This window comes from Kitasatospora sp. NPDC059795, assembly GCF_042732175.1.
GTDB lineage: Bacteria > Actinomycetota > Actinomycetes > Streptomycetales > Streptomycetaceae > Kitasatospora.
This window is the reverse complement of sequence record NZ_JBHWID010000001.1, coordinates 522,654-543,279: the sequence shown is the minus strand read 5'-3', so window position 1 is coordinate 543,279 and position 20,626 is coordinate 522,654. Positions and strand designations below refer to the sequence as shown.

Sequence of the window (20,626 nt, the reverse complement as noted above, 5' to 3'; positions counted from 1 at the left end):
GTTGGGGGGGGTGGGGGGGGGGGGGGGCGGGGGGGGGGGGTTGGGGGGGGGGGGGGGGGGCGGCGGCGGGGGGGGGGGGGGGGGGGGGGGGCCCCCCCCCCCCCCCCCCCACGACGAAGGGCCGATCGAAGCAAGGTGCTGCCAATGCTTGAGCGACCCGCTCGGGATCGAGCGATCATTTCGTCGATGAATCTCCACGCTAGCAGGGTGTGGAGGCCGTGTGAGGACTTGTCCCGGCTGTGGACGGTCGGGTTCTCGGCCCGGCTCGGCGCGCTGCTCGCGCTGCCGGTGCTGGCCTGGACGGCGACCAGCGACACCCCGATTGGCTGGGAGCGTGCGGGCCTGCTGCTGGCGCTGCTGAGGATGGCGCAGGACGTGAAGGTCAGCGGGGTTGTGACCCGCCGGCGCTGACCAGTTCACGGACGGGGCTCCGCGCCCGTCCGGCCGCGGTGCCCCGGTGCGCCCCCATGCGCCGGGCCCCGTCCCTTGCTCCGGGCCTGCGGGCCCGGAGCACCCGCCCGGAACGGGTGTCGCCGTTTCGTCGAGTTGACGCCGGAGGAGTCCACGGTGTCCGGTCCCCGGCCCGCGATAGCACTCGGGTACGCGGCGTTCGTACAGCTGCGCCACCGCCCCTACGAGCAGTACGCCCGCGCCCGGCTGGGCGACGGCGAGGCGAGTCGCCGCGTGGTCGAGCAGGCCCTGCGGCTCACTGAGTTGAGTTGGGCGGCGATGCTGGCCGCCGACCCGGCCGCGTTCGCCTGGCGGGTGCTGGGCAAGGCCGTGGCCGACGCCGCCGCGCGCTCGCCCCACCCCGGCACGGACTCGCTGCACCGCGAGCTGCCCGCCCGCGCCGCGGACGCCGCGATCCTGCACGAGCGGCTCGGCATGCCCGCCTGCACGGCCGCGGAGCTGATGGGCCTGGCCGAGCCCGAGCTCCAGGTCGAGATCCGGGCAGCCCGCCGGCTCCTCGCCGAACGAAGGGGGAACGCCACCCCGTAGACCGGACAACGAAGCCTGCCGACCAGCGGGCGTAGACGGCGCACTCACCCACCCGGGGGGTGCGCCGGTGCGGCCCGCGCCAGGGCTCGCCATACCCGCGCCACGCACACCCCTGCGGGTGATGCCGCTTCGCCATGCCCTCACGCTACGATGACTGGTCGTCACATCAGCGTATGCAAAAGGGACTTGCCGACGCGAAGGGGGACGCGTGAGCGAATCACTACCGGCCAGGGTCGACGCGGGAGAACCGACAACCGAGAGGCTGTACGACCACCTCCCGCGGGAACAGACCGACTCGCCGTGGGACACGATCGACGTCAGCAGGCCCACGGCCGCCAGAATGTACGACCACCTACTCGGGGGCCGGTTCAACCACCCATCCGACCGGGAGGCCGTCGCCGCGCTGCTGGAGATCGCGCCCAGCACCCGGGAGCTCGCACTGAACAATCGGGCCTTCCTGATCCGCGTCGTCGAGACCATCGCCCGCGACTTCGGGATCCGCCAGTTCATCGACCACGGCTCCGGTCTCCCGACCCAGGACAACGTCCACCAGGTCGCCCAACGCGTCCACCCCGACTGCCGTGTCGTCTACATCGACAACGACCCGCACGTCCACGCGTACGGACGCCTCCTGCTGGACGAGAACCCCCAAGTCGCCTTGATAAAGGCAGATATGACGGACACCGAAGGCATCTTCGAACACCGTCGCTTCCGCGATCTGATCAACCTGAGCGAACCCGCTGCGGCCCTGTTCGTCTCGGTCACCCACTGTCTCACCGACCAGCAGGATCCATTCGGCATGATCCAGCGCACCGTCGCCGCGCTGCCGGCGGGGAGCGTGGTCGTGGTCTGCCAGCTCGTCAGCGACGACGAGGCGGTGCGCAACGCGGTCACCCAGCTGATGTACAACGGCACCGGCGGCCACTGGGGCAGGGTACGCACCGAGGCGGAGGTCCGGGCCTACTTCGACATCGACCGGCTCCGAATCGAGGAGCCCGGCCTGATGGACGTGACCTACTGGCGCCCCGACCGGGACGTCTTCCCCCGGCAACGCACCCTGGAATGGGTCGAGTTCGGGGGCGTCGCCCGCGTTGGATGACGCCCCCGAACCACGCTGGGGGCCGCTTCTGCGGCCCCCAGGCTCAACGTGCCCCGCCCCGGATCTTCTTCTGGTGCCACTCGATCGCGATCCGGATGAGCGTCCGGCTCTCCTCACGGCCCAACGCCTTGTCCACGATGTCGACCAGCGTCTCGTGGTAGCCGTGGAACGTCTGGGAGTCCTCGTCCCGGTCGGGGTAGTAGTAGTGGCTCTCCCGGTCTCCGATCTCCACGTAGATCAGCTCCGGCATCGCGCGGGGCGAGTCGAAGTCCAACTTCGTGAGGTTCGTGAAGTGCAGCCCCAGCGGCATCTCCACCGGGATGATGCGGACGCCGATCTGCGGCATCTCGGTGTACTTCAGCACCTTCTCCAGTTGCTCCACCATGGTCGCGTGGTCGCCCATCACCCGGTACAGCGCCGACTGCTGCACGCAGTACACGGCGCGCACCCCGGACTCCTGAACCACGCACTGGTGGGCCAGCCGCGCCTTCACCACCCCCGGCAGCTCGTGCTGCCTGGTTCGCAGCAGCGTCGCCTGCGTCACCGCCTCCATGTACGGCCGTGTTTGCAGCGCGCCGGGGATCACATGGGAGTCGACGGCGAGCAGCCGGAACGCCTGCTTCACCATCCCCGACAGTCGGTGCTGCCCGCCGGCGCCCGCATCACGGTGGAATCCAGCCGTGCTCTTCTTCGAGGCGTCGACCGCGAGGCTCATCAGCCGCGCATGCTCGGGACCGGGCCGAACCCCGAGGACGCCGAGGATCATTGCGACGTCCTGCGGGTTGTTCAGCCGGCGCTGCCCGTTCTCGATGCGGCTCAACTTCGACACCGAGAAGTGAGTGCGGGCCTTCACCCAGTCCAGGGTCCGATCGCCACGCAGGACACGCAGATCCATTCCGAGCTGCGCAGCAGGTACAGACCATTCCGCAGTGCCCGCGTCGTGGGCACGCGAAATGGGGATCGGATCATCGTCCGAATGTTCATGGTTGAACGGGCCGTTCGGCACGTCGCCCCCCTTGCAAACTGAATTGTGGCCATCAGCTTGACACAAGGGAGGCGTCGTCGTCACGCCAAGGGTTTCCCGCGCAGCGGGAAACCCTTAATCACTTAGGCCGCCAGGTTGTCGAACTCCGACTTCTTGGCCCCGTCGAGCCAGGCCTCGATCTCCGCCCGGCTGAAGATCAGCGCGGGGCCGGCCTCGTCCTTGCTGTGGAACACCGCCACGCGGCCGTCCGCCAAGCCGCGCATCGCCACACACTGTCCGGAGCCCTGGCTCTTCTGGGCCTTCTGTGCCGGATGCGGCGACTCGATCGCAGCTGCCGGCATCCCGTTGTAGTGCTCGCCAGTACGGTCCATGACTCGTCTCCTCTTGTACGAAAAGCAACTCATTCCACTCCCCGGTCATACTTTCCGAAACCTTCGCAGGTCAGAAGCCCGTGCAATTGCCCGAAGAGCGCGAAATGAATCATTGCGCCCAGAAATCGAACAGCGCCACTCCCCGATAGGGTGAAAGTGAATCAAAAACAATAAATACCGATCAGCCTCTGATCGGACCGGCAGCTCGGGGCCCGCGTTGTCAGTGCCAGCCCCTACAGTCACTTCTCGTCGACACCGGCACCGGCACGCGGGAAGGGGTGAGGTCTGCCGTGACACGAGTTGAGACGCTGCGGGCGTTCCGGTTCGCCCTGGATCCGACCCCCGCGCAAATCGCGGACCTCAACCGGCACGCCGGCGCGGCCCGGTGGGCGTTCAACCACGCCCTCGGCGAGAAGGTCGCCGCGCACCGGCAGTGGCGCACCCAGGTCGATGCCCTGGTCGCCGACGGAACGCCGGAGGCGCAGGCCCGCAAGACGGTGAAGGTGCCCACGCCCCGCCACCCGGGAATCAAGAAGCGGCTGAACGCCATCAAGGGCGACTCCCGCACCGACCCGGAACCCCCGGACGGCTTCCACGGCCCCCACCGGCCGTGCCCGTGGTTTCACGAGGTGTCGACGTACGCGTTCCAGTCCGCGTTCGACGACGCCGACCGGGCATGGAAGAACTGGCAGGACTCCCTCGCCGGCGGCCCTGTCGGCTACCCGCACTTCAAGCGCAAGGGCCGCGCCCGCGACTCCTTCCGCCTGCACCACACCGTGACCACCCCGACGATCCGACTCGACGGCTACCGCCAGCTCCGAATGCCGCGACTCGGGTCGATCCGCATCCACGACTCCGGCAAGCGCCTGGCCCGCCTCATCGCCAAGGGCCAGGCGGTGGTCCAGTCCGTCACCGTCTCCCGCGGCGGCACCCGCTGGTACGCCAGCGTCCTCACCAAGGTGCTCCAGGACGTGCCCGACAAGCCGACCCGCGCGCAGATCGAACGCGGCACCGTCGGCGTCGACTGAGGCATCAAGCACCTCGCCACCCTCTCCCAGCCCCTCGACCCGGCGAACCCGGCCACGGTGCACGTCGACAACCCCCGCCACCTCAACGCCTGGACACGCCAACTCGCCAAGGCGCAGCGGGCGTTGTCGCGCACCGAGCGCGGGTCGAAGCGGCGGGTGAAGGCCGCTCGGCGCGTCGGCGCCATCCAGCACCGGATCGCCCAGCGCCGCGCCACCACCGTGCACCTGCTCACCAAGCGACTCTCCACCCAGTTCGCGATCGTCGCCGTCGAGGACCTCCACGTCCGCGGGATGAGCGCCTCCGCGCGCGGCACCGTCGAACAGCCCGGCCGCCGAGTACGCCAGAAGGCCGGCCTCAACCGCGCCGTCCTCGACGCCGCCCCCGGCGAACTCCGACGCCAACTCACCTACAAGACTTCCTGGTACGGCTCCACGCTCGCGGTCCTCGACCGCTGGCACCCGTCCAGCAAGACCTGCTCCTCCTGCGGAACAGCGAAACCCAAGCTGACGCTGCACGAGCGGGTGTTCACCTGCACCACCTGCGGCCTGGCCATCGACCGCGACCACAACGCGGCCATCAACATCGCCCGGCACGCCGTCCCCCTGGTAGAGAGCGACGTAAACGCCCGTAGAAGTCCACACCCGGCCGATACCGGCCAGGACGGACGCGCCGAAAGGCAGAAGCGGGAAGGCCCACCACCCGGTGGGTCACCTCGTCACGAAGGGTCCGACCCGGGCGCGCAGGGGCTGACCCACCCAGCCGGCCACGGCCGACCGACCTCGTCCGACCCGGGCGCGCAGGGGCTGACCGGGCACGCCGCTCGTCCGAGAGACCGAGGACCTGTCCGACCCGGGCGCGCAGGGGCTGACCGAAGCAAGGGCAGACCTCAGCGACCTTCGCCAAGTCCGGCCCGGGCGCGCAGGGGCTGACCGGTTCCTGCGCTTCACCGAGGAGGACTGGCGGCGTCCGACCCGGGCGCACAGTTGCCGCGTTCGATGGACTCGGCAACGGCCATCGCGGCACTGGGTGTCGGCGCGTCGCCTCACGCCTGGCGCAGCACCCGCTCACACTCCAGACACCGCACGGCGGCGAACTCGGGCGGGTACCACCGCTGCCCCGGGCGGGTGCGCTGGTACTCGGAGTGTTCCATCTGCGCGGTGTCGAGGCCGCACAGTGTCACTGGCAGCGGGTCCAGGGGCACGTCCGGGTCAGCCCCCGCGGCGTGTACCGCCACGACCGCTGGTTCGGCGCCGTCCGGGCTGGCCTCCCGGTCGGTGTCCCGTTCAACCAGCACGATGATCGACATGCCTCCGAGCCTCGCCCCGTCCAGCGCCCGGCGCCACCCGGCAGGCCCGGGGCATCACTTCTTGAACTGTTGAAGGGTGCGGTTCAGGCTGGCAAGTTCCTTCGAGACCACGAGATTCGGGGTCCGCAGAACATCTGAGACAAGTTCGAGGTTCTTCTCGATACATCCAGGGGCAGGACTGGCGGGGAACACCCACTGATCGCCGTCCGGGTGGAAGGTCGAGATGTTGCCAGTGTCGACGACGGCGATCGGCCCGATCTTCAACTGCTTCCCGCCGTCGTGTTCGAGAACTACCTCCATGACCGCCACCCAGGGCGCGGCACCCTCGGGACGGCTTCTCGATCCCACAGTGAGCTCGAAGCGATCGTACTTGTCGGCGACCACCTCGTGGGTGAACTCCTTCGACAGGGTGAACGGCCTCGCCAGCGGCACCTCCAATTGGCCGTCCGGGATGGCGAACTGGTAGTCCGCAGTGAAGACGCGCGGACCGCCTTCCGCACTGCACGGTTCGAGGCTCTGAAACCGAGTGAAGGTGATGCTGGCCTTGGTGATGAGAGAGGCACCGTGGACAACGTTGCCCAACTTCAGATCGACATGCGGGCTACGCACGTCAGTGACCTTCTCCGGGGGAGAATCACCATCGAGCACCTCGCCCGAGCTGCCTCCGGCAATGTAGGCCGACACCTTGGCGGCTTCGAGATTGGGCATCAGCGCCAGCCCTTCCCGCACCATGTCAGCCATCTGCGCGTCTCGGTCGCGCTCGTCGGCGATCCACCCGGCCACCGCTGCGACGACCAGGACCGCAGCAAGTCCGAATCTGATGAACCGGCTGCGCTTCGCTCGGGGTCTCGACTCCTCGCGCGACTCCATCACGATGTCGCCGGCCTGGGTGATGATCTGCACGCCGCCGCCAGTGGCGTTGTTCGACTGGGCGGCCCGCGGATCGTCGGCGTTCATCACTGGTTCCGGGGATTTCCGCCGACCACGATGTCACCGGTCTGGGTGATGTTCTGCACGCCCCCGCCAGTGGCGTTGTTGTTCTGGACGAAGGTCTGCTGCGTGGCCGGAATTCCGGCGCGAACAGCTTCGACCAGCGACCGGAGTTCACCCTCCAGCTCCGGGTTGCCCTCCAGGAGCTCAGCCAGCTTCTCCGTCCACCGGTTCTGGAGCGCCGTTCGGACGCGGTCCTGCTGGGGCCCGGAGGCTTGCTCAAGTTCCAGCGGGATGCGGTCCAGTTGCACCATCACACGCTGCGCGTCCCGGTCATCACCGCGCCCGAGGATCCGGGCCACCGCGCCCTTGGTGCCCTGCCACAGATCCGTGGCGGCAGCGCCAACGATCGCTGTTCCGCCCGCCGCGGCCAACTGAAGCAGACTATCCGTCAACATCCTTAATCTCCCGCACAGTTGATGCCAACCCGGGTACTGTGGCCCGCTGGAGCACACAAGGTAGTGCATCGTCAGAGCAGAGAAGGCTCAGACGCACAAAGAGTTGCGATGGGTGTATTCGCGCGAGAGCGGCGGCAGGCCCCCGCGGGGCGCATCGCCACGACTGCCGGCCCGCCTCCTCCGTTCGGCGAGTCGCAGGGCGCGACTGGTGGACGTCCGTCGCGCTCATCTTGATTGGCGATGAACGTCCACGCCAACGGGGTGACAGCGCCAGTGGCGAGGTCTACGGTCTGCACAACGATCGCCTGCTGGGCGGCCCACGGCGGCAGGCCCGCGCCAGCACTCGCCTGGAGGGGATGTGCCCAGCAACGACAGCGGCCGGAGCTGACCAGCCGCCCATGATCCCCGTCCTGGGCGCCCCACACGCGCGCGGGACGGGCGCGGCCGGCGGAGCAGTGACCGGCCTGCACGGCCCTCCGGGGTGCCACGCCCTCCCCTGTCGCGTGCACCCCGGAGGGCAGGCGCCCAACCGTCAGCTCTTCTTCTTCCCCGTGCCCTTCGGCTTCTTGGGCCTGCTGCTCAGGCCGTCGGCGTTGGGGGTGGACTTCTTGTTCTTGGCGGTCTTCGCCTTCGAGCTGTCCAGCCCGAGTGCGTCTCGGTAGCGGGCGAAGGTGTCGGCGTCCATCGGCGCGGACGCGGGCCCGCTGTCCAGCAGTTGCGTGATCCGCTCCCTCAGCGCCGCTACTGCGTCTGCCGGGAGCGGCGGGAGGGTCCGCTCCCGTCCGAGGGTGCGGCTGATCGTGGTCTGGTCGAGGCCGAGGATCGGTGCGGCTGCGGTCTGGCTGCCGGCCAGTTCGACCACTTTCCGCATGGCGGCGGCCCGTTCGGATGCGGCAGCGGCGGTCAGGGTGGCCATGGCTTGCCAGAGCGCGTCGGTGCTGCCGAACTGGTCGACGGCGGCGGAGAGTTCAGGATTCTCGTTGCTCACAGGACCACTATGCATCAGATACATAGGGCTTCCAAGGTGCTGAAGCTGCTGCTCGGCGACGCCTCGGAGGGTCGCCGAGCAGCAGGCAGTTCAGATGGCAGCGAGGTCCGCCGGCTCACCCCGGGGCCGACTGGAAAACCGACCCGGCCCGCGACCACTCTCACGCATCACCGGCTGACCGCGCCTCCGTATCCCCTCACATGTCGCACAAGCCGTCCCACGGCGCGCTGAACCCGAGGCGATTCGGATAGAACTCGGCCCAGTCTTCCTGTTCCTCCCCTTCCGGATACTCCCCGCGGCACTCAAGGACCAGGCCGAACAGTATGCCGTCGACCTCCACGGCAAACGGGGCGACGACGATGTCGGCGAACCGCCGGCCCGGCAGCGAATCCAGCCACTCGCCGATAAGCCGCTGCGCGGCTTCCACCACCGGCACCCTCTCCGGTCCGTCCGCGATCGTTTCCGCCGACTTGATGTGTGAGTCCAGGTGTTGGCCGTCGACGTCGAACTCGTGCAACGCGGAGTACCACCGCCGCACTACCCGGCCATCAGTGTCCCGGCCCGCGAACACACCGCTGAGGTGAGCGAAGAACTGGCCTCCGCCCCACAGCCCGATGGTGGACGTCCGGAAGTGCGGCTCATGCCGAATGGGAACCAGGTCAGGCACAGTCATGGCCGCACCCTACGTGCCGACCACGACAGCACGGATGCCCGCCCAGTCCTGGCCCGTCGCAGATCTCAAACGCGCTCTCAGCGCACCGGTCGACGAGCAAGCCAACGCATCAACTTACGCCCGCTATAGTTTTTCTGACGTCTTGTCATATCACCTTTGTTTCCCGCTACTTGGCGATGACAAATGCGAACTCAGGATGCATCCATCCACTTTTGGCTCTCTAGCAGCAAGTTTCGGACGTTTTCACACTAATTGCTCTTTGCGCCTCATTTACCTTGCCGCGATTGGTCGTTGACAAACGCATGAGAACTTCGTGAGGATCTGGCTTCGCATGTGATGATCACCGAAACCTTGTGGGATGTGACGTGGAGAGATCCGTGCGGAGGGGGAGGCTGCGTGGGTGGACCGCGGCTGTACTCTCCGTTGGCGTAGTGGCGGGCACGTTCGGGATACCGGGCGTGGCCGGTTCGGCGAGGGCGGCGGGAGAGGCACTGCCGGAGAACTCGGCGGCGTCGGTGCCTCCGAGTGACACGGCGGAGACACTGGCGGTCGCCGAGGCGCGGCGGACCGGGAAGCCGGTGGAGGTCGAGGCTCTACGGGGCGAGAGCTCCGATGTCGTCGCGCAGCCGGACGGCAAGTTGTTGTCGACGACCTATGTGCAGCCGAAGCGGGTGCGCAGGGCGGGCGGTTGGGTGGATCTCGATCCCACGCTCGCGGTGCTGTCGAATGGTGCGGTGGCGCCGAAGGCGGCGACCGCCGAGATCGAGTTCTCGGGCGGTGGCAGTGGGCAGCCGCTGGTGCGGATGGTGCGGGCCGGCAAGGAGTTGAAGGTCTCCTGGCCGAAGGCGCTGCCGAAGCCGGTGGTGGAGGGTTCTGCGGCCGAGTACCGGGAGATCCTGCCGGACGTTGACCTGCGGCTGACCGCGACGAAGACCGGCTTCACACAGCTTGTCGTGGTGCACACCGCCGAGGCCGCGAAGAACCCCGAGCTGGACCAGCTGCGATTGGGCCTGGAGACGGGCGGCCTGACGGTACGCCAGGAGACCGATGGCTCGCTGTCGGCGGTGGACACGTCCGGTGGCGGGACCGTCTTCGAGGCGCCGCCGCCGGTGATGTGGGACTCCTCGCCGGCCGCGGCAGCGCCGGCGGGGCTGTCGGCCGAGTCCCAGGCTGCTGCGCGTGAGCCGGCCGGGGCGTCGTCCGCAGCGGGAGACATGCCGGGCGACGGTGCCAGGGTCGCGCGGCTGAAGGTCGACCTGACCAAGAACGAGATGCGTCTGACGCCGGACCGGGCCATGCTGGACGATCCGAAGACGGTCTTCCCTGTGAAGATCGACCCGGCCTGGAACACCCCGAAAGCCACCGAATGGGCCGGCGTGTCGCGGTACTACCCGAACCAGGCGTACTGGCACTTCACCAACGGCTCCGACCCCGTTCACGACTGGGGCGTCGGTTACTGCGGCGACACGACCAGGTGCGCGCCGACCGACGTGAAGAGGGCGTTCTTCCAGGTGCCCACCGGGTCGTTCGTCGGCAAGCAGATCATCCGCGCCACGTTCGGCACCTACGAGAGCCACACCTACGACTGCGCCAAGCCGCGCCCGGTCGAACTGTGGCAGAGCGGCGCCATCTATCCGGGGCTGAACTGGAACGCTCAGAACAACAGCGGTTTCTGGATGCGTCACCTCCAGGACATCACGGCTGCGAAGGGGAATTCCGGCTGCGACTCGGGTTGGCTGGAGTGGGGCGGCGATGTGGACGCCAACCTGAAGCGGCTTGTGCAGGACGGTGCCAACTGGGGCTGGCAGACCATCACTTTCGGTCTGAAGGCGCAGAACGAGAGCGACCTGAACGGCTGGAAGCGGTTCACCGACGGCGCTTACCTGCAGGTCTACTACAACCTGAAGCCGAACCAGATCCCGACCATCGATATGGCCGCCTCCCCCGGTGGGGCCTGCCAGGCCCAGCCGGTGCGCATCAACAAGATGCCTCAGGTGACTGTCAAGGCCACCGACCCGGACGGTGAGGCGATCGGCGTGCAGTTCGCCGCGTCCTGGGACGCGGGCGACGGGATGCGCCGCCGCTGGTGGTCCACCGGCTCCGAGGACGCAGCACCGGATTCCAACGCGTTCAAGGGCAACGGCTCGATCTTCTCGTGGACCCTGCCCGCCGATCTGCCGCAGGGCACTCAGCTCAGTTGGGAGGCGCGGGCCTGGGACGGCGCTGCGTGGGGTGATTGGTCCTCGGAGGGGGATCCGACTGCCTGCTACTTCATCGTCGACACCACCGCCCCGCAGGGGCCGGTGATCACGTCCTTGTCCTATCCGGGTTCCAGCGATGCCACTGCGGCACTGCCGTGGACCGACGGCGTCGGCCGGTACGGCTCGTTCACCGTCAAGTCGGCGTCCACCGACGTGGTCAGGTATCAGTGGGGGTTGGACAGTTCGAACACCGCCAAGGGTGAGATCGCGACCACCGGCGGTGCTGCGCAGACCGTCAAGGCACTCCCGGAGACCCCCGGGCTGCACTACTTGTGGGCCCGCGCGGTCGACGGAGCGGGCAACGCCTCGCAGCCCGAGACGTTCTACTTCAACGTCCTGGCCGGGCAGGGACAGCGCGCCGGCTGGAGCATGGACGGTAACTTGAACGGAAGCGGCGCGGAGGTTCCCGCCATCCTCGGTTCCGGTGCCACCGCTGGCTCCGCAGGCCGCGTCAACAACGCCCTGGCGTTCAACGGGGACGCGGCGACCGGTTACGCACAGACCGAGGCGGCGGTGCTCGACACTTCCCGGAGCTTCTCCGTGTCGAGCTGGGTGCAGTTCAACGGCGCGACCACGAGTCGGGTCGCGGTGAGCCAGAACGGCCCCAACTACTACGCGTTCACCCTCGGCACGTACATGGTCGGCGCCGACAGCCGCTGGGCGTTCAAGGTCCAGAGCGCGCCGGGCGACTCCGACAGCACCACCTTCGTGGTCAGCGCGAACACCGCGCAGACCGGACAGTGGACCCACCTTTCCGGCGTGTACGACGCACAGGCGCACTCGATCCTGCTGTACGTCAACGGTGCGCTGGCCGGCTCCACCCAGGTCCCGGCCGCGCTGTGGGACGGCCACGGCCCGGTGCAGTTCGGCCGTGACCGCTGGAAGGGACAGTGGGCCGCGGCATGGCCCGGCTCGGTCGACGAAGTCAAGCTGTGGGACCGGGCCCTGACGGGTACCCAGGCCGCGAAGGTCGCCGCCGACCAGACCGCCGGCGGCATGCCCGCCAAGGCCGTCTGGCACCTCGACGAGAGCGGAAGCGCCACCGTCAAGGGCGCGCCCGAAACGGACGCCCTGACGCCCAACGGGTCGGTGCAGACCGGCGTGCCCGGCATTGCAGGGCAGGCCGTCCGCCTCGACGGAACCACCGGCTATCTGCGCACCGCAAGGCCGCAGGTCGACGGTGCCCGGGACTTCTCGGTCGCGGCATGGGTGAAGCTGCCCACGCCCGCAGCGGGCGACACCACGACCAAGGTCGCCATCAGCCAGATCGGCCAGCACAACAGCGAGTTCGCCCTCTACTACTCCGGCACCTCGGGCAAGTGGGTCTTCGGCCGGTACAAGGAGGACACCGCCGCCGACACCATGGTCCGTATCTCGCAGCCCGACTGCGTCGTCGACGACCCGGTCAGGCCCAGGCCCATCCCCTGCCGCAGCAACGGTGAGTGGACACACCTGCTGGGCGTCAACGACACCACCGCGAAGAAGCTGCGCTTCTACCTCAACGGCCGCCTCGCCGGCGAAGCCGACTACACCCAAAACTCGCCGTGGGCCAACCCCGGCGCGCTGCAGATCGGAGCCGGCAACCGGGAAGATGTCAACACCGAGTTCTTCGGCGGCGACATCGACGACGTGCGCCTGTTCGACCGGATCGTCACCGGGCCGGAGGCCGCGACGATGGTGCAGCAGCGTCCGCAACTGGCGGGCCGCTGGAAGCTCAACGCCGCCGCCGGCATCCCGGCCGTCACCGCAGACGAAGGCCCCGGCCACCGCGGCGCCACCCTCAACGGCGGAGCCTCCATCAACGACGCCGGCGGCATGCTGCCCAACCCCGGCACTCTGCTGCTGGACGGCACCACCGGCTACGCTGCGACCGACACTACCCCGTTGCACACCAACCAGAGCTTCACTCTGGCCGCGTGGGCGAACACCGCGGGCATCCCCACCCGGGACATGACGGTGCTCGCCCTGCCCGGTGCGACCAACAGCCCGGTCACGGTCCGCTGGCACTACCTGGGCCTGGACGCCAACGGGCAGCCAAGCGGCGAATGGCAGGCCGAGCTCCGCGACGCCGACGCCGCCACCGGAGCCGCCCGGACACTGGTGGCCTACGCCCCCGGCATCTCGCTGTGGCAGAACTGGACCCACCTCGCCGTCAGCTACGACGCCCTCGCCGGTCGGCTCACCCTCTACGTCAACGGCACCACCGGAAACGTGTACTGCCCCGTGGGATCCACCGACTGCACGCCGCGCACCGCCACCACCGGGACTTCCGTGCCCTATGAGGCGAGCGGTGGCCTGCAGTTCGGCCGCAGTCGGTCGGGCGGTGCGTGGGGCGAGTACTTCTCCGGAGAACTCGACGACGTCTGGCTCTACCAGGGCGTTCTGACCAGCGAGCAGATCATCCACCTCGCCGACTACGGCATCGAGCTCCCCACCGTCCCCGGCGTCTGATTCCCCGTCCCCCTTTCCCGGGCCGGGCGGCACCCTGCCGCCCGGCCCGGCTCTTCTGCCACCCGCCTGGCGTCCGCCCGGCGGGTCCGTTACGAACAAGGAAGTCCAGCCCATGAGTTCAGGAAGGTCCGTCGTGCGGCGGGCCCGGAGCAGAGTGGCCGCGACCGTCGCGGCCACCCTGGTCGGGTCACTGCTGCCGACGCTGTCACTGGCCGCCGCGGCGGCCGCCGAACCCTACACGCCACCGTCGGCGGTCTCGCCCGAGAAGCCGGTCAAGACGTCCAACGCCAAGATCAAGGCTCGTAAGGCCGATACCACCGTCAGCAAGCCGGACGGCAAGCGCGGCGCGCTGCCCGGCAAGGGCAAGGCCACCGCGGACGTCCCGGGCGAGAAGGGGAAGACGGCGAAGGCCGGGAAGCTTCCGGTCTCGGTCACCTCGTCGGGCACTGCCGCGAAGGCCCAGATCGAGGTGCTCGGCCAGGACGCCGCCGCCAAGGCCGGGGTCACCGGCATGCTCTTCACCGTCGCCGGCACGGACGAGCACTCCGGCGTGGCCGTCGACTACTCGTCCTTCGCCCGGGCCGCGGGTGCGGGGTACGGCTCCCGGCTGAAGCTGGTGCGGCTGCCCGACTGCGCGCTGACCACGCCGCAGCTCCCGGAATGCCGCGTGCAGAGTCCGCTTCCCGGCGGCAACGACCTCGAAGCACAGACGGTCAAGGCGGACGTGCTGACCGCAGCCCCGGACGGCTCGACCCGTATTCAGGCGGCGGGCAGCCCGGTCGTCCTCGCCACCACCACGGGCTCGGCCGGTCCGGGCGGCGACTACACCGCCACCCCGCTGTCCTCCGCCTCCACCTGGTCGACCTCGCTCAACAGCGGATCGTTCACGTGGTCGTACGACATGCCGCTCACCGCGATGCCCGGCGGCCTCGCACCGAAGCTCGGCCTGTCCTACAACTCCGGCGCCGTCGACGGCCGGACCTCCAGCAGCAACAACCAGGCCTCCTGGGCCGGCGACGGCTTCGACATGGCCCCAGGCTTCGTCGAACGCTCCTACAAGCCGTGCGCCGACGACGGCGCCCCGAAGACCAACAATGTCAGCCCGGGCGACATGTGCTGGGGCACCGACAACGCCACCATCAGCTTCGACGGCCACGCCGGCGAACTGATCCCGGTCTCCGCCGACGAGTGGCGGATCAAGAACGACGACAACATCAAGATCGTCCGGGTCCGCGACACCAACCGGAGCAACGGCGACAACGACGGCGAGTACTTCAAGGCCACCACACCCGACGGCATCACCTACTACTTCGGCTACAACCGGCTTCCGAACTGGACGACGGGCATGCCGGAGACCAAGTCGGTGTACACGGTGCCAGTCTTCGGCAACGACGTCGGCGAGCCGTGCAACGCCTCGACGTTCGCCGCTTCGTGGTGCCAGCAGGGCTGGCGCTGGAACCTCGACCTGGTGGTCGACGCGCACGGCAACGACATCACTTACTGGTACACGCCGGAGACCAACAACTACAGCCGCAACCTCAAGGTCACCGACCGCACCCCCTACATCCGTGGCGGACGCCTCGACCACATCGAGTACGGCCAGCAGAAGAACGACATCTACTCCGGGACCGCCAAGCCGATGGCCCGGGTGGAGTTCGGCACCGCCGAACGCTGCCTCGAAACCAACGCGTCGCTCTGCAACCCCACGTCGATCGACACCAACCAGGTGTACTGGTACGACACTCCGTGGGACCAGAACTGCAAGGACGGCACCGACTGCACCAACACGTTCGCGCCGGCCTTCTTCACCCGGACCCGCCTGACCCAGGTCGTCGCCAAGACCCTCCAGGCCAACGGCAGCTACGCGCCGGTGGACACCTGGGACCTGACCCACAAGTGGGGCACCGCCGACTTCGACTACCAGCTCCTGCTGGACTCGATCAAGCACACCGGCAACTCCGCCACCCCGGCCGTCGCGCTGCCGAAGACCACCCTCGCCTACAAGCAGATGGTCAACCGGCTCGACAAGACCGGTGACGGCCGCGCTCCGTTCGTCAAGCAGCGCCTGGGCACGATCACCGACGAGATCGGCGGCCAGATCGACGTCAACTACTCCGGCGAAGCCTGCACCTGGGCCAACCTGCCCACCCCCCAGACCAACACCACCCGCTGCTTCCCGCAGCAGTACCAGGCGTCCCCGGACGGCCCGGTCACCACGGAGTGGTTCAACAAGTACGTCGTCGACGCCGTCATCGCCACCGACCGCACCGGCGGCGCACCCGACATGGTCACCCACTACACCTACCTCGGCGACGCCGCCTGGCACTTCGACGACGAGGACGGCCTGACCAAGGAGAAGCTCAAGACCTGGTCCCAATGGCGCGGCTACGCCCACGTCCGGGTCGAGACCGGCGGCAACGCCGCCATGTCCACCCAGACCGACCACTGGTACCTGCGCGGCATGGACGGCGACCGCGACAACCCGTCCGACAAGAACAGCAAGCGCGCCGTCACCGTGAACGACGGCGAGGGCACCACCCTCACCGACGACAACGCGTGGGCAGGCTTCGAGTACCGCACCGAGCAGTACGACAAGCCCGGCGGCGTCATCCTCAGCAAGTCCGTCAACAGCCCATGGAAGAAGGAAACCGCCAAACGAGTCCGTGACTGGGGCACGACTACTGCAAACCTGACCGGCACCAGTGTCGCTCGCAGCTTCACGTCGCTCGACAAGGGCACGGGCGGCAGCTGGCGCGAGACCCGGAACAGCACCACGTTCGACGACTACGGTCGCGCCACCGTGGAGGAGAGCCTCGGCGATGTCTCGATCGCCGGTGACGAGAAGTGCACCCGCTCCACCTACCTGGACAACACCTCGGCGTGGATCCTCAGTTCCACCTCCAGGATCGAGACCGTCGCGGCGACCTGTTCGGCAGATGTCGATCGAGACACCAAGGCCGACGGCACCTCTGCAGTGCTCTCCGACATCCGCAACCGGTACGACGGACAGGACTTCGGCACCGCCCCCACCAAGGGCGACATCACCATGGTGGAGTCCCTCAAGTCCCGTGCCAGCAACAGCGCCACCTACCTGGACAACACCGCCACCTACGACGGTTACGGCCGGGCCCTGAGCACCACCGAGCTGGCATCCAGCACCGTCTATGACACCACAGGTGCCACCAACCCGGTCACCACCCCGTCCCCGAACGCCCGGACCACCACCACCGCCTTCACCCCGGCCACCGGCCGCCCCACCAAGACCGTGGTGACGACCCCGCCCGCAACGGCAGGAAACAGCGCCACCGCACAGACCACCACCACCGACTACGACCTGATGCGCGGTCTAGTCAAGGACAGCGTCGACACCAACAACCGTCGCACTGAGATCCAGTACGACGCCCTCGGACGCACACTCAGCGTGCGGCTGAACAACCGGATCGGCCAGGGCAACCCCAACCAGGAATACGTCTACACCGTCGCAGAGAACGTGGCCTCCGCCGTCGCCACGAAGACGCTCAATGAAGACAACACGCAGCAGACCGCGTACACCGTCTACGATGGCTTCGCCCGCGTACGGCAGACTCAGGCACCGGGAGAGAACGGCGGCCGGGTTCTCACCGACACCTTCTACAACGACCGCGGCCTCGCCTCACTCTCCTACGCCCCTTACTACGTCGAGGGTCTGCCCTCAAGTCAACTGCAGACGGTCAGTACGAACCCCAAATTGACCGACGGCTTGGAAACGCAGACCGCGGTCACCTATGACGGCCTCGGACGCGCCGTCAAATCCACGGTCTTGGCCGGCAACGGCGTCGGAACCCCGCTGTACTCCACGCTCACCGAATACAACGGCGACCGGGCCACCGTCACCCCGCCCACCGGTGGCACCCCCACCACCACCATCACCGACGCACAAGGGCGGCCTACCGAGGTCCGCCAGTACAAGGCCGCCACGCCGACCGGTGCCTACGACAGCACCACCTACGGCTACGACAAGGCCGGTAATCTCACCAAGCTGACCGACCCGGCCGGCACCACCTGGACCTGGTTGTACAACCAGCTCGGCCAGCAGACGAAGGCGGTCGACCCCGACAGCGGAACGGCTGTCAGGGCCTACAACGACCGGGGTGAAGTCACCAGCACCACCGACGGTCGCGGCAACACCGTCGCCAGCGTCTACGACAACCTCGGCCGCCTGACCGAGACCCGCAGCGGATCGGCCACCGGATCGCTGCTGACCTCCCAGGCTTGGGACCCGGCGAACAACAAGGGCCTGCTGGCGTCCAGCACCCGCTACAGCACCGTTGGCGGAACCACCTACCAGTACACAACCGCCTACTCGATATTCGACGCTCTCGCCCGTCCGACCCGCACCACGGTCACGATCCCGTCCGTCCCAGGACAGGAACCCCTCGCAGGCAGCTACCTCAGCAACACCATCTACCGCTTTGACGGCCAGGTCAAAAGCGCCGTCTACCCGGCGGCCGGCAACCTTCCCAGCGAATCACTCGCGTTCACCTATGACTCTCTGCACCGGCTCACCGGCGTCGGCGCGGCAGGCGGCTACGCCTATCAGACGGGCCAGGACTACAGCCTCACCGGCAAGCCGATGCAGACCAAGCTCAACAGCACCGCAGGCAAGGGGATCCTGGTCACCAACTCCTACGAGTGGGGAACCCAGCGCCTGGCCACCAGCCGCACCGACCAGTACGGCATCGCCACACCCGCACGGGCCGCCGCCTACACCTACGACCAGGCCGGCAACGTCACCTCCGTCACCGACAACTCCAGCTCCGGCACCGACCGGCAGTGCTTCACGTACGACTACCTCGCCCGACTGACCGAGGCGTACACCCCCAACACCGGCTCCTGCTCCTCCCCCGACGGCACCAAGCTCGGCGGCCCGGCGCCCTACTGGACGAGCTGGACCTACAACACCAACGGCACCCGGGCCAGTGAGACCCGGCACAACACGAGCGGCAACACCGGACAGGACTCCACCACCACCTACACCTACCCGGCGCCCACCGCGGCCCGCCCGCACAGCCTCACCTCGACCAGTACGGTCACCGGCGCCGCCGGCACTCCCGTGGTGCAGAGCTACGACTACGACAACGCGGGCAACACCAGCGGTCGCCACCTGAAGCCGACCGGGAACCAGAGCAGCGACCAGACGCTGACCTGGGACACCGAGAACAAGCTGACCCGGCTCGCCGACACGGTGAAGACCACCTCCGGCACCACCACCACGACCACCAGCAAGACCACCGACTACCTCTACGACGCGGGCGGCAACCGCCTGATCGGCCACACCCTCGACACCGCCGACCCGGCGGCCGAGAACTGGACCCTCTACCTCGGCAACACCGAACTCAAGTTGGTCAAGGGCGCTGCCAAGGCCGCTGCCACCCGCTACTACCCGCTCGGCTCCGCCACCGCGATACGCACCGACGACAACAAGGTCACCTTCCAGACCAGCGACCACCACGGCACCGCCGAAGTCAACATCGACGCCACCACCGGCGCGGCGACCCAACGCCACTCCCTCCCCTTCGGAGCCACCCGCGGCACCGCCCCCACCACCTGGGCCGGCACCCGAGGCTTCCTCGGCGGCACCGACGAACCCACCGGCCTCACCCACCTCGGAGCCCGCGACTACGACCCGGCGATGGGCCGGTTCATAAGCGTCGACCCACTCCTGGTCACGGCGGATCCACAGTCACTCGCCGCCTACACCTACAGCAACAACAACCCCCTCACCTACAGCGACCCCACAGGCCTCATGCTGAACTGCGGAGGCGAAAGAGCCAACTGCCCGTCCTCCGGCATCGGCGGAGGCGACGCTCCCGGAGGAAGCACCGACGGCGGGGGAAGCCTGGACGACGACACCGGCTGGACGAACATCTGGCCCGGCGTCGACGTCGACAACACATGGTCCGGAAAATATGAATACACCCGCCAGTTCTTCGAACGACTGGGGCCGATCGACACTATTCAGAATCTCGATCCCACAGTTGGCACGCTGAAACAGCGGGCTTGGACGCTTTCCGTACTCAAATACGAGGCACAGCTTCTGTGTCAGGGCCCGCTGCATTGCCCGAGCAGCATGTACAGCCTTAGTCAAGCGATCGCCAGTGCAGCAGAAGTCGCAGCGGGAGTGGACGACGCCCTTCAGCTCGATTGGCTTACATTGCCGGTTGGCCGAGGTAAGAGATTCGCTAAACCCTCCTCACCCTCATCCAAGGGGAGTGGCGGATGCCCGAATAGCTTTCCCTCTGGCACGACGGTTCTCATGTCGGATGGCCAGACCAAGGCAATCGAGGAAATTGAGCTGGGCGACGAAGTCCTTGCGACCGACCCCGAGACGGGCGAAACCACAGCTCAGAAGGTAGACGCAACCCTTATCACCCCTGATGACCGTGAATTCACAGAGATCACGTTCGAAGGCAGTGGGTCCACGATCACAGCCACCGACCATCACCCCTTCTGGGCGGAAAATCGCAATGCTTGGATTGACGCATCCCATCTGAACGTCGGTGACACTATTCGCGCCGCGGATGGATCCGCTGCCCGGGTAGCCGCAACAGTTCATCGACTTGATTTGATGCCGGCCTATAATCTCACTGTTCGGAACATCCACACGTACTATGTCCTCGCTGGCAGCACGCCGGTGCTGGCGCATAATTCTAACTGCGGCTCCTTTACGGAGATGTACGAGGGAGGCGGTGGAGTTATTGCAGATCTGAACAACGGTGCGTTGAGCATGGCGGTGGAGCGGGGTGGAAGCGTTTCCGGTGGACAGATGTTCGCCGATGTCATGAATCATTTTGGCCCCGAAAATGTCACGTCATTCCAGGCTAAATGGGTCTCCGCGATGCCGAGCAACCTTGATGCCTTCAACGCAAATCTTAGGGCTGGAATGTCCTATGAGGATGCGGCTGCCAACACCTTCACTGGCCACATGAGTGGAAAGTATGGCTTGACTTCTGTGACGGTCGATAGAAGTAAGCTCGTGGGCGAGTTCGGCAACTACACCAACGTTGAACCTGTATTTTCGCGACCTGTAGGGTAGG

Annotated in this window: 13 protein-coding genes, 1 pseudogene and 1 CRISPR repeat array; of the genes and pseudogenes, 7 read left to right on the top strand and 7 right to left on the bottom strand. The window is 67.6% G+C overall.

Annotated features, from left to right (window positions below; genetic code table 11):
• Positions 1-186: 186 nt before the first annotated feature.
• The 3 genes from ACFV4P_RS02550 to ACFV4P_RS02540 all read left to right on the top strand — a co-directional run bounded on the left by ACFV4P_RS02550 (position 187) and on the right by ACFV4P_RS02540 (position 2,098).
• On the top strand, positions 187-411 hold the full coding sequence (locus ACFV4P_RS02550; RefSeq protein ID WP_380466476.1) for a hypothetical protein: 225 nt from the start codon (positions 187-189) through the stop codon (positions 409-411).
• Positions 412-567: 156 nt separating this feature from the next.
• Positions 568-999: a hypothetical protein gene (locus ACFV4P_RS02545; protein ID WP_380466474.1), complete on the top strand. Its 432-nt coding sequence runs from the start codon at positions 568-570 to the stop codon at positions 997-999.
• 262 nt (positions 1,000-1,261) lie between these two features.
• On the top strand, positions 1,262-2,098 hold the full coding sequence (locus ACFV4P_RS02540) for an SAM-dependent methyltransferase (RefSeq protein ID WP_380467108.1): 837 nt from the start codon (positions 1,262-1,264) through the stop codon (positions 2,096-2,098).
• A 43-nt stretch (positions 2,099-2,141) separates the two neighbouring features.
• Here ACFV4P_RS02540 and ACFV4P_RS02535 read toward each other — a convergent pair whose 3' ends face one another.
• Positions 2,142-2,993 (bottom strand): Scr1 family TA system antitoxin-like transcriptional regulator, encoded by an 852-nt coding sequence (locus ACFV4P_RS02535; RefSeq protein WP_380466472.1) that lies wholly within the window; start codon positions 2,991-2,993, stop codon positions 2,142-2,144.
• A 212-nt stretch (positions 2,994-3,205) separates the two neighbouring features.
• Positions 3,206-3,454 (bottom strand): DUF397 domain-containing protein, encoded by a 249-nt coding sequence (locus ACFV4P_RS02530; RefSeq protein WP_380466470.1) that lies wholly within the window; start codon positions 3,452-3,454, stop codon positions 3,206-3,208.
• 290 nt (positions 3,455-3,744) lie between these two features.
• Here ACFV4P_RS02530 and ACFV4P_RS02525 point away from each other — a divergent pair, with 290 nt between their 5' ends.
• The gene (locus ACFV4P_RS02525) at positions 3,745-4,482 is read left to right on the top strand and encodes a helix-turn-helix domain-containing protein (protein WP_380466468.1); all 738 of its coding nucleotides are present in this window, start codon (positions 3,745-3,747) and stop codon (positions 4,480-4,482) included.
• Between the two features lie 57 nt (positions 4,483-4,539).
• Positions 4,540-5,013, top strand: a pseudogene (locus ACFV4P_RS02520) (RNA-guided endonuclease InsQ/TnpB family protein); the annotation flags it as partial.
• 194 nt (positions 5,014-5,207) lie between these two features.
• Positions 5,208-5,475: a CRISPR direct-repeat array (repeat unit 28 nt; unit sequence GTCCGACCCGGGCGCGCAGGGGCTGACC).
• Between the two features lie 50 nt (positions 5,476-5,525).
• On the opposite strand, the gene ACFV4P_RS02515 reads toward ACFV4P_RS02520, so the two are convergent.
• From ACFV4P_RS02515 to ACFV4P_RS02495, 5 genes are all read right to left on the bottom strand, one after another.
• Positions 5,526-5,789, bottom strand: a complete 264-nt coding sequence (locus tag ACFV4P_RS02515) for a hypothetical protein (RefSeq protein ID WP_380466466.1) — start codon at positions 5,787-5,789, stop codon at positions 5,526-5,528.
• 54 nt (positions 5,790-5,843) lie between these two features.
• Positions 5,844-6,746, bottom strand: a complete 903-nt coding sequence (locus tag ACFV4P_RS02510; protein ID WP_380466464.1) for a hypothetical protein — start codon at positions 6,744-6,746, stop codon at positions 5,844-5,846.
• Positions 6,746-7,153, bottom strand: a complete 408-nt coding sequence (locus ACFV4P_RS02505) for a hypothetical protein (RefSeq protein WP_380466462.1) — start codon at positions 7,151-7,153, stop codon at positions 6,746-6,748. The genes ACFV4P_RS02510 and ACFV4P_RS02505 overlap by 1 nt, the downstream gene beginning before the upstream one ends.
• 556 nt (positions 7,154-7,709) lie before the next feature.
• Positions 7,710-8,165: a hypothetical protein gene (locus ACFV4P_RS02500; protein ID WP_380466460.1), complete on the bottom strand. Its 456-nt coding sequence runs from the start codon at positions 8,163-8,165 to the stop codon at positions 7,710-7,712.
• 196 nt (positions 8,166-8,361) lie between these two features.
• Positions 8,362-8,838: a hypothetical protein gene (locus tag ACFV4P_RS02495; RefSeq protein ID WP_380466458.1), complete on the bottom strand. Its 477-nt coding sequence runs from the start codon at positions 8,836-8,838 to the stop codon at positions 8,362-8,364.
• Positions 8,839-9,353: 515 nt separating this feature from the next.
• Between ACFV4P_RS02495 and ACFV4P_RS02490 the strand changes: the two genes are divergently transcribed.
• Together ACFV4P_RS02490 and ACFV4P_RS02485 are read left to right on the top strand one after the other, a co-directional pair.
• Positions 9,354-13,550, top strand: a complete 4,197-nt coding sequence (locus tag ACFV4P_RS02490) for a LamG domain-containing protein (protein ID WP_380466456.1) — start codon at positions 9,354-9,356, stop codon at positions 13,548-13,550.
• A gap of 154 nt (positions 13,551-13,704) precedes the next feature.
• Positions 13,705-20,625 carry a polymorphic toxin-type HINT domain-containing protein gene (locus tag ACFV4P_RS02485; RefSeq protein ID WP_380466454.1) on the top strand — a complete coding sequence of 2,307 codons (6,921 nt, stop codon included), beginning with the start codon at positions 13,705-13,707 and terminating at the stop codon, positions 20,623-20,625.
• Position 20,626: the final 1 nt, after the last annotated feature.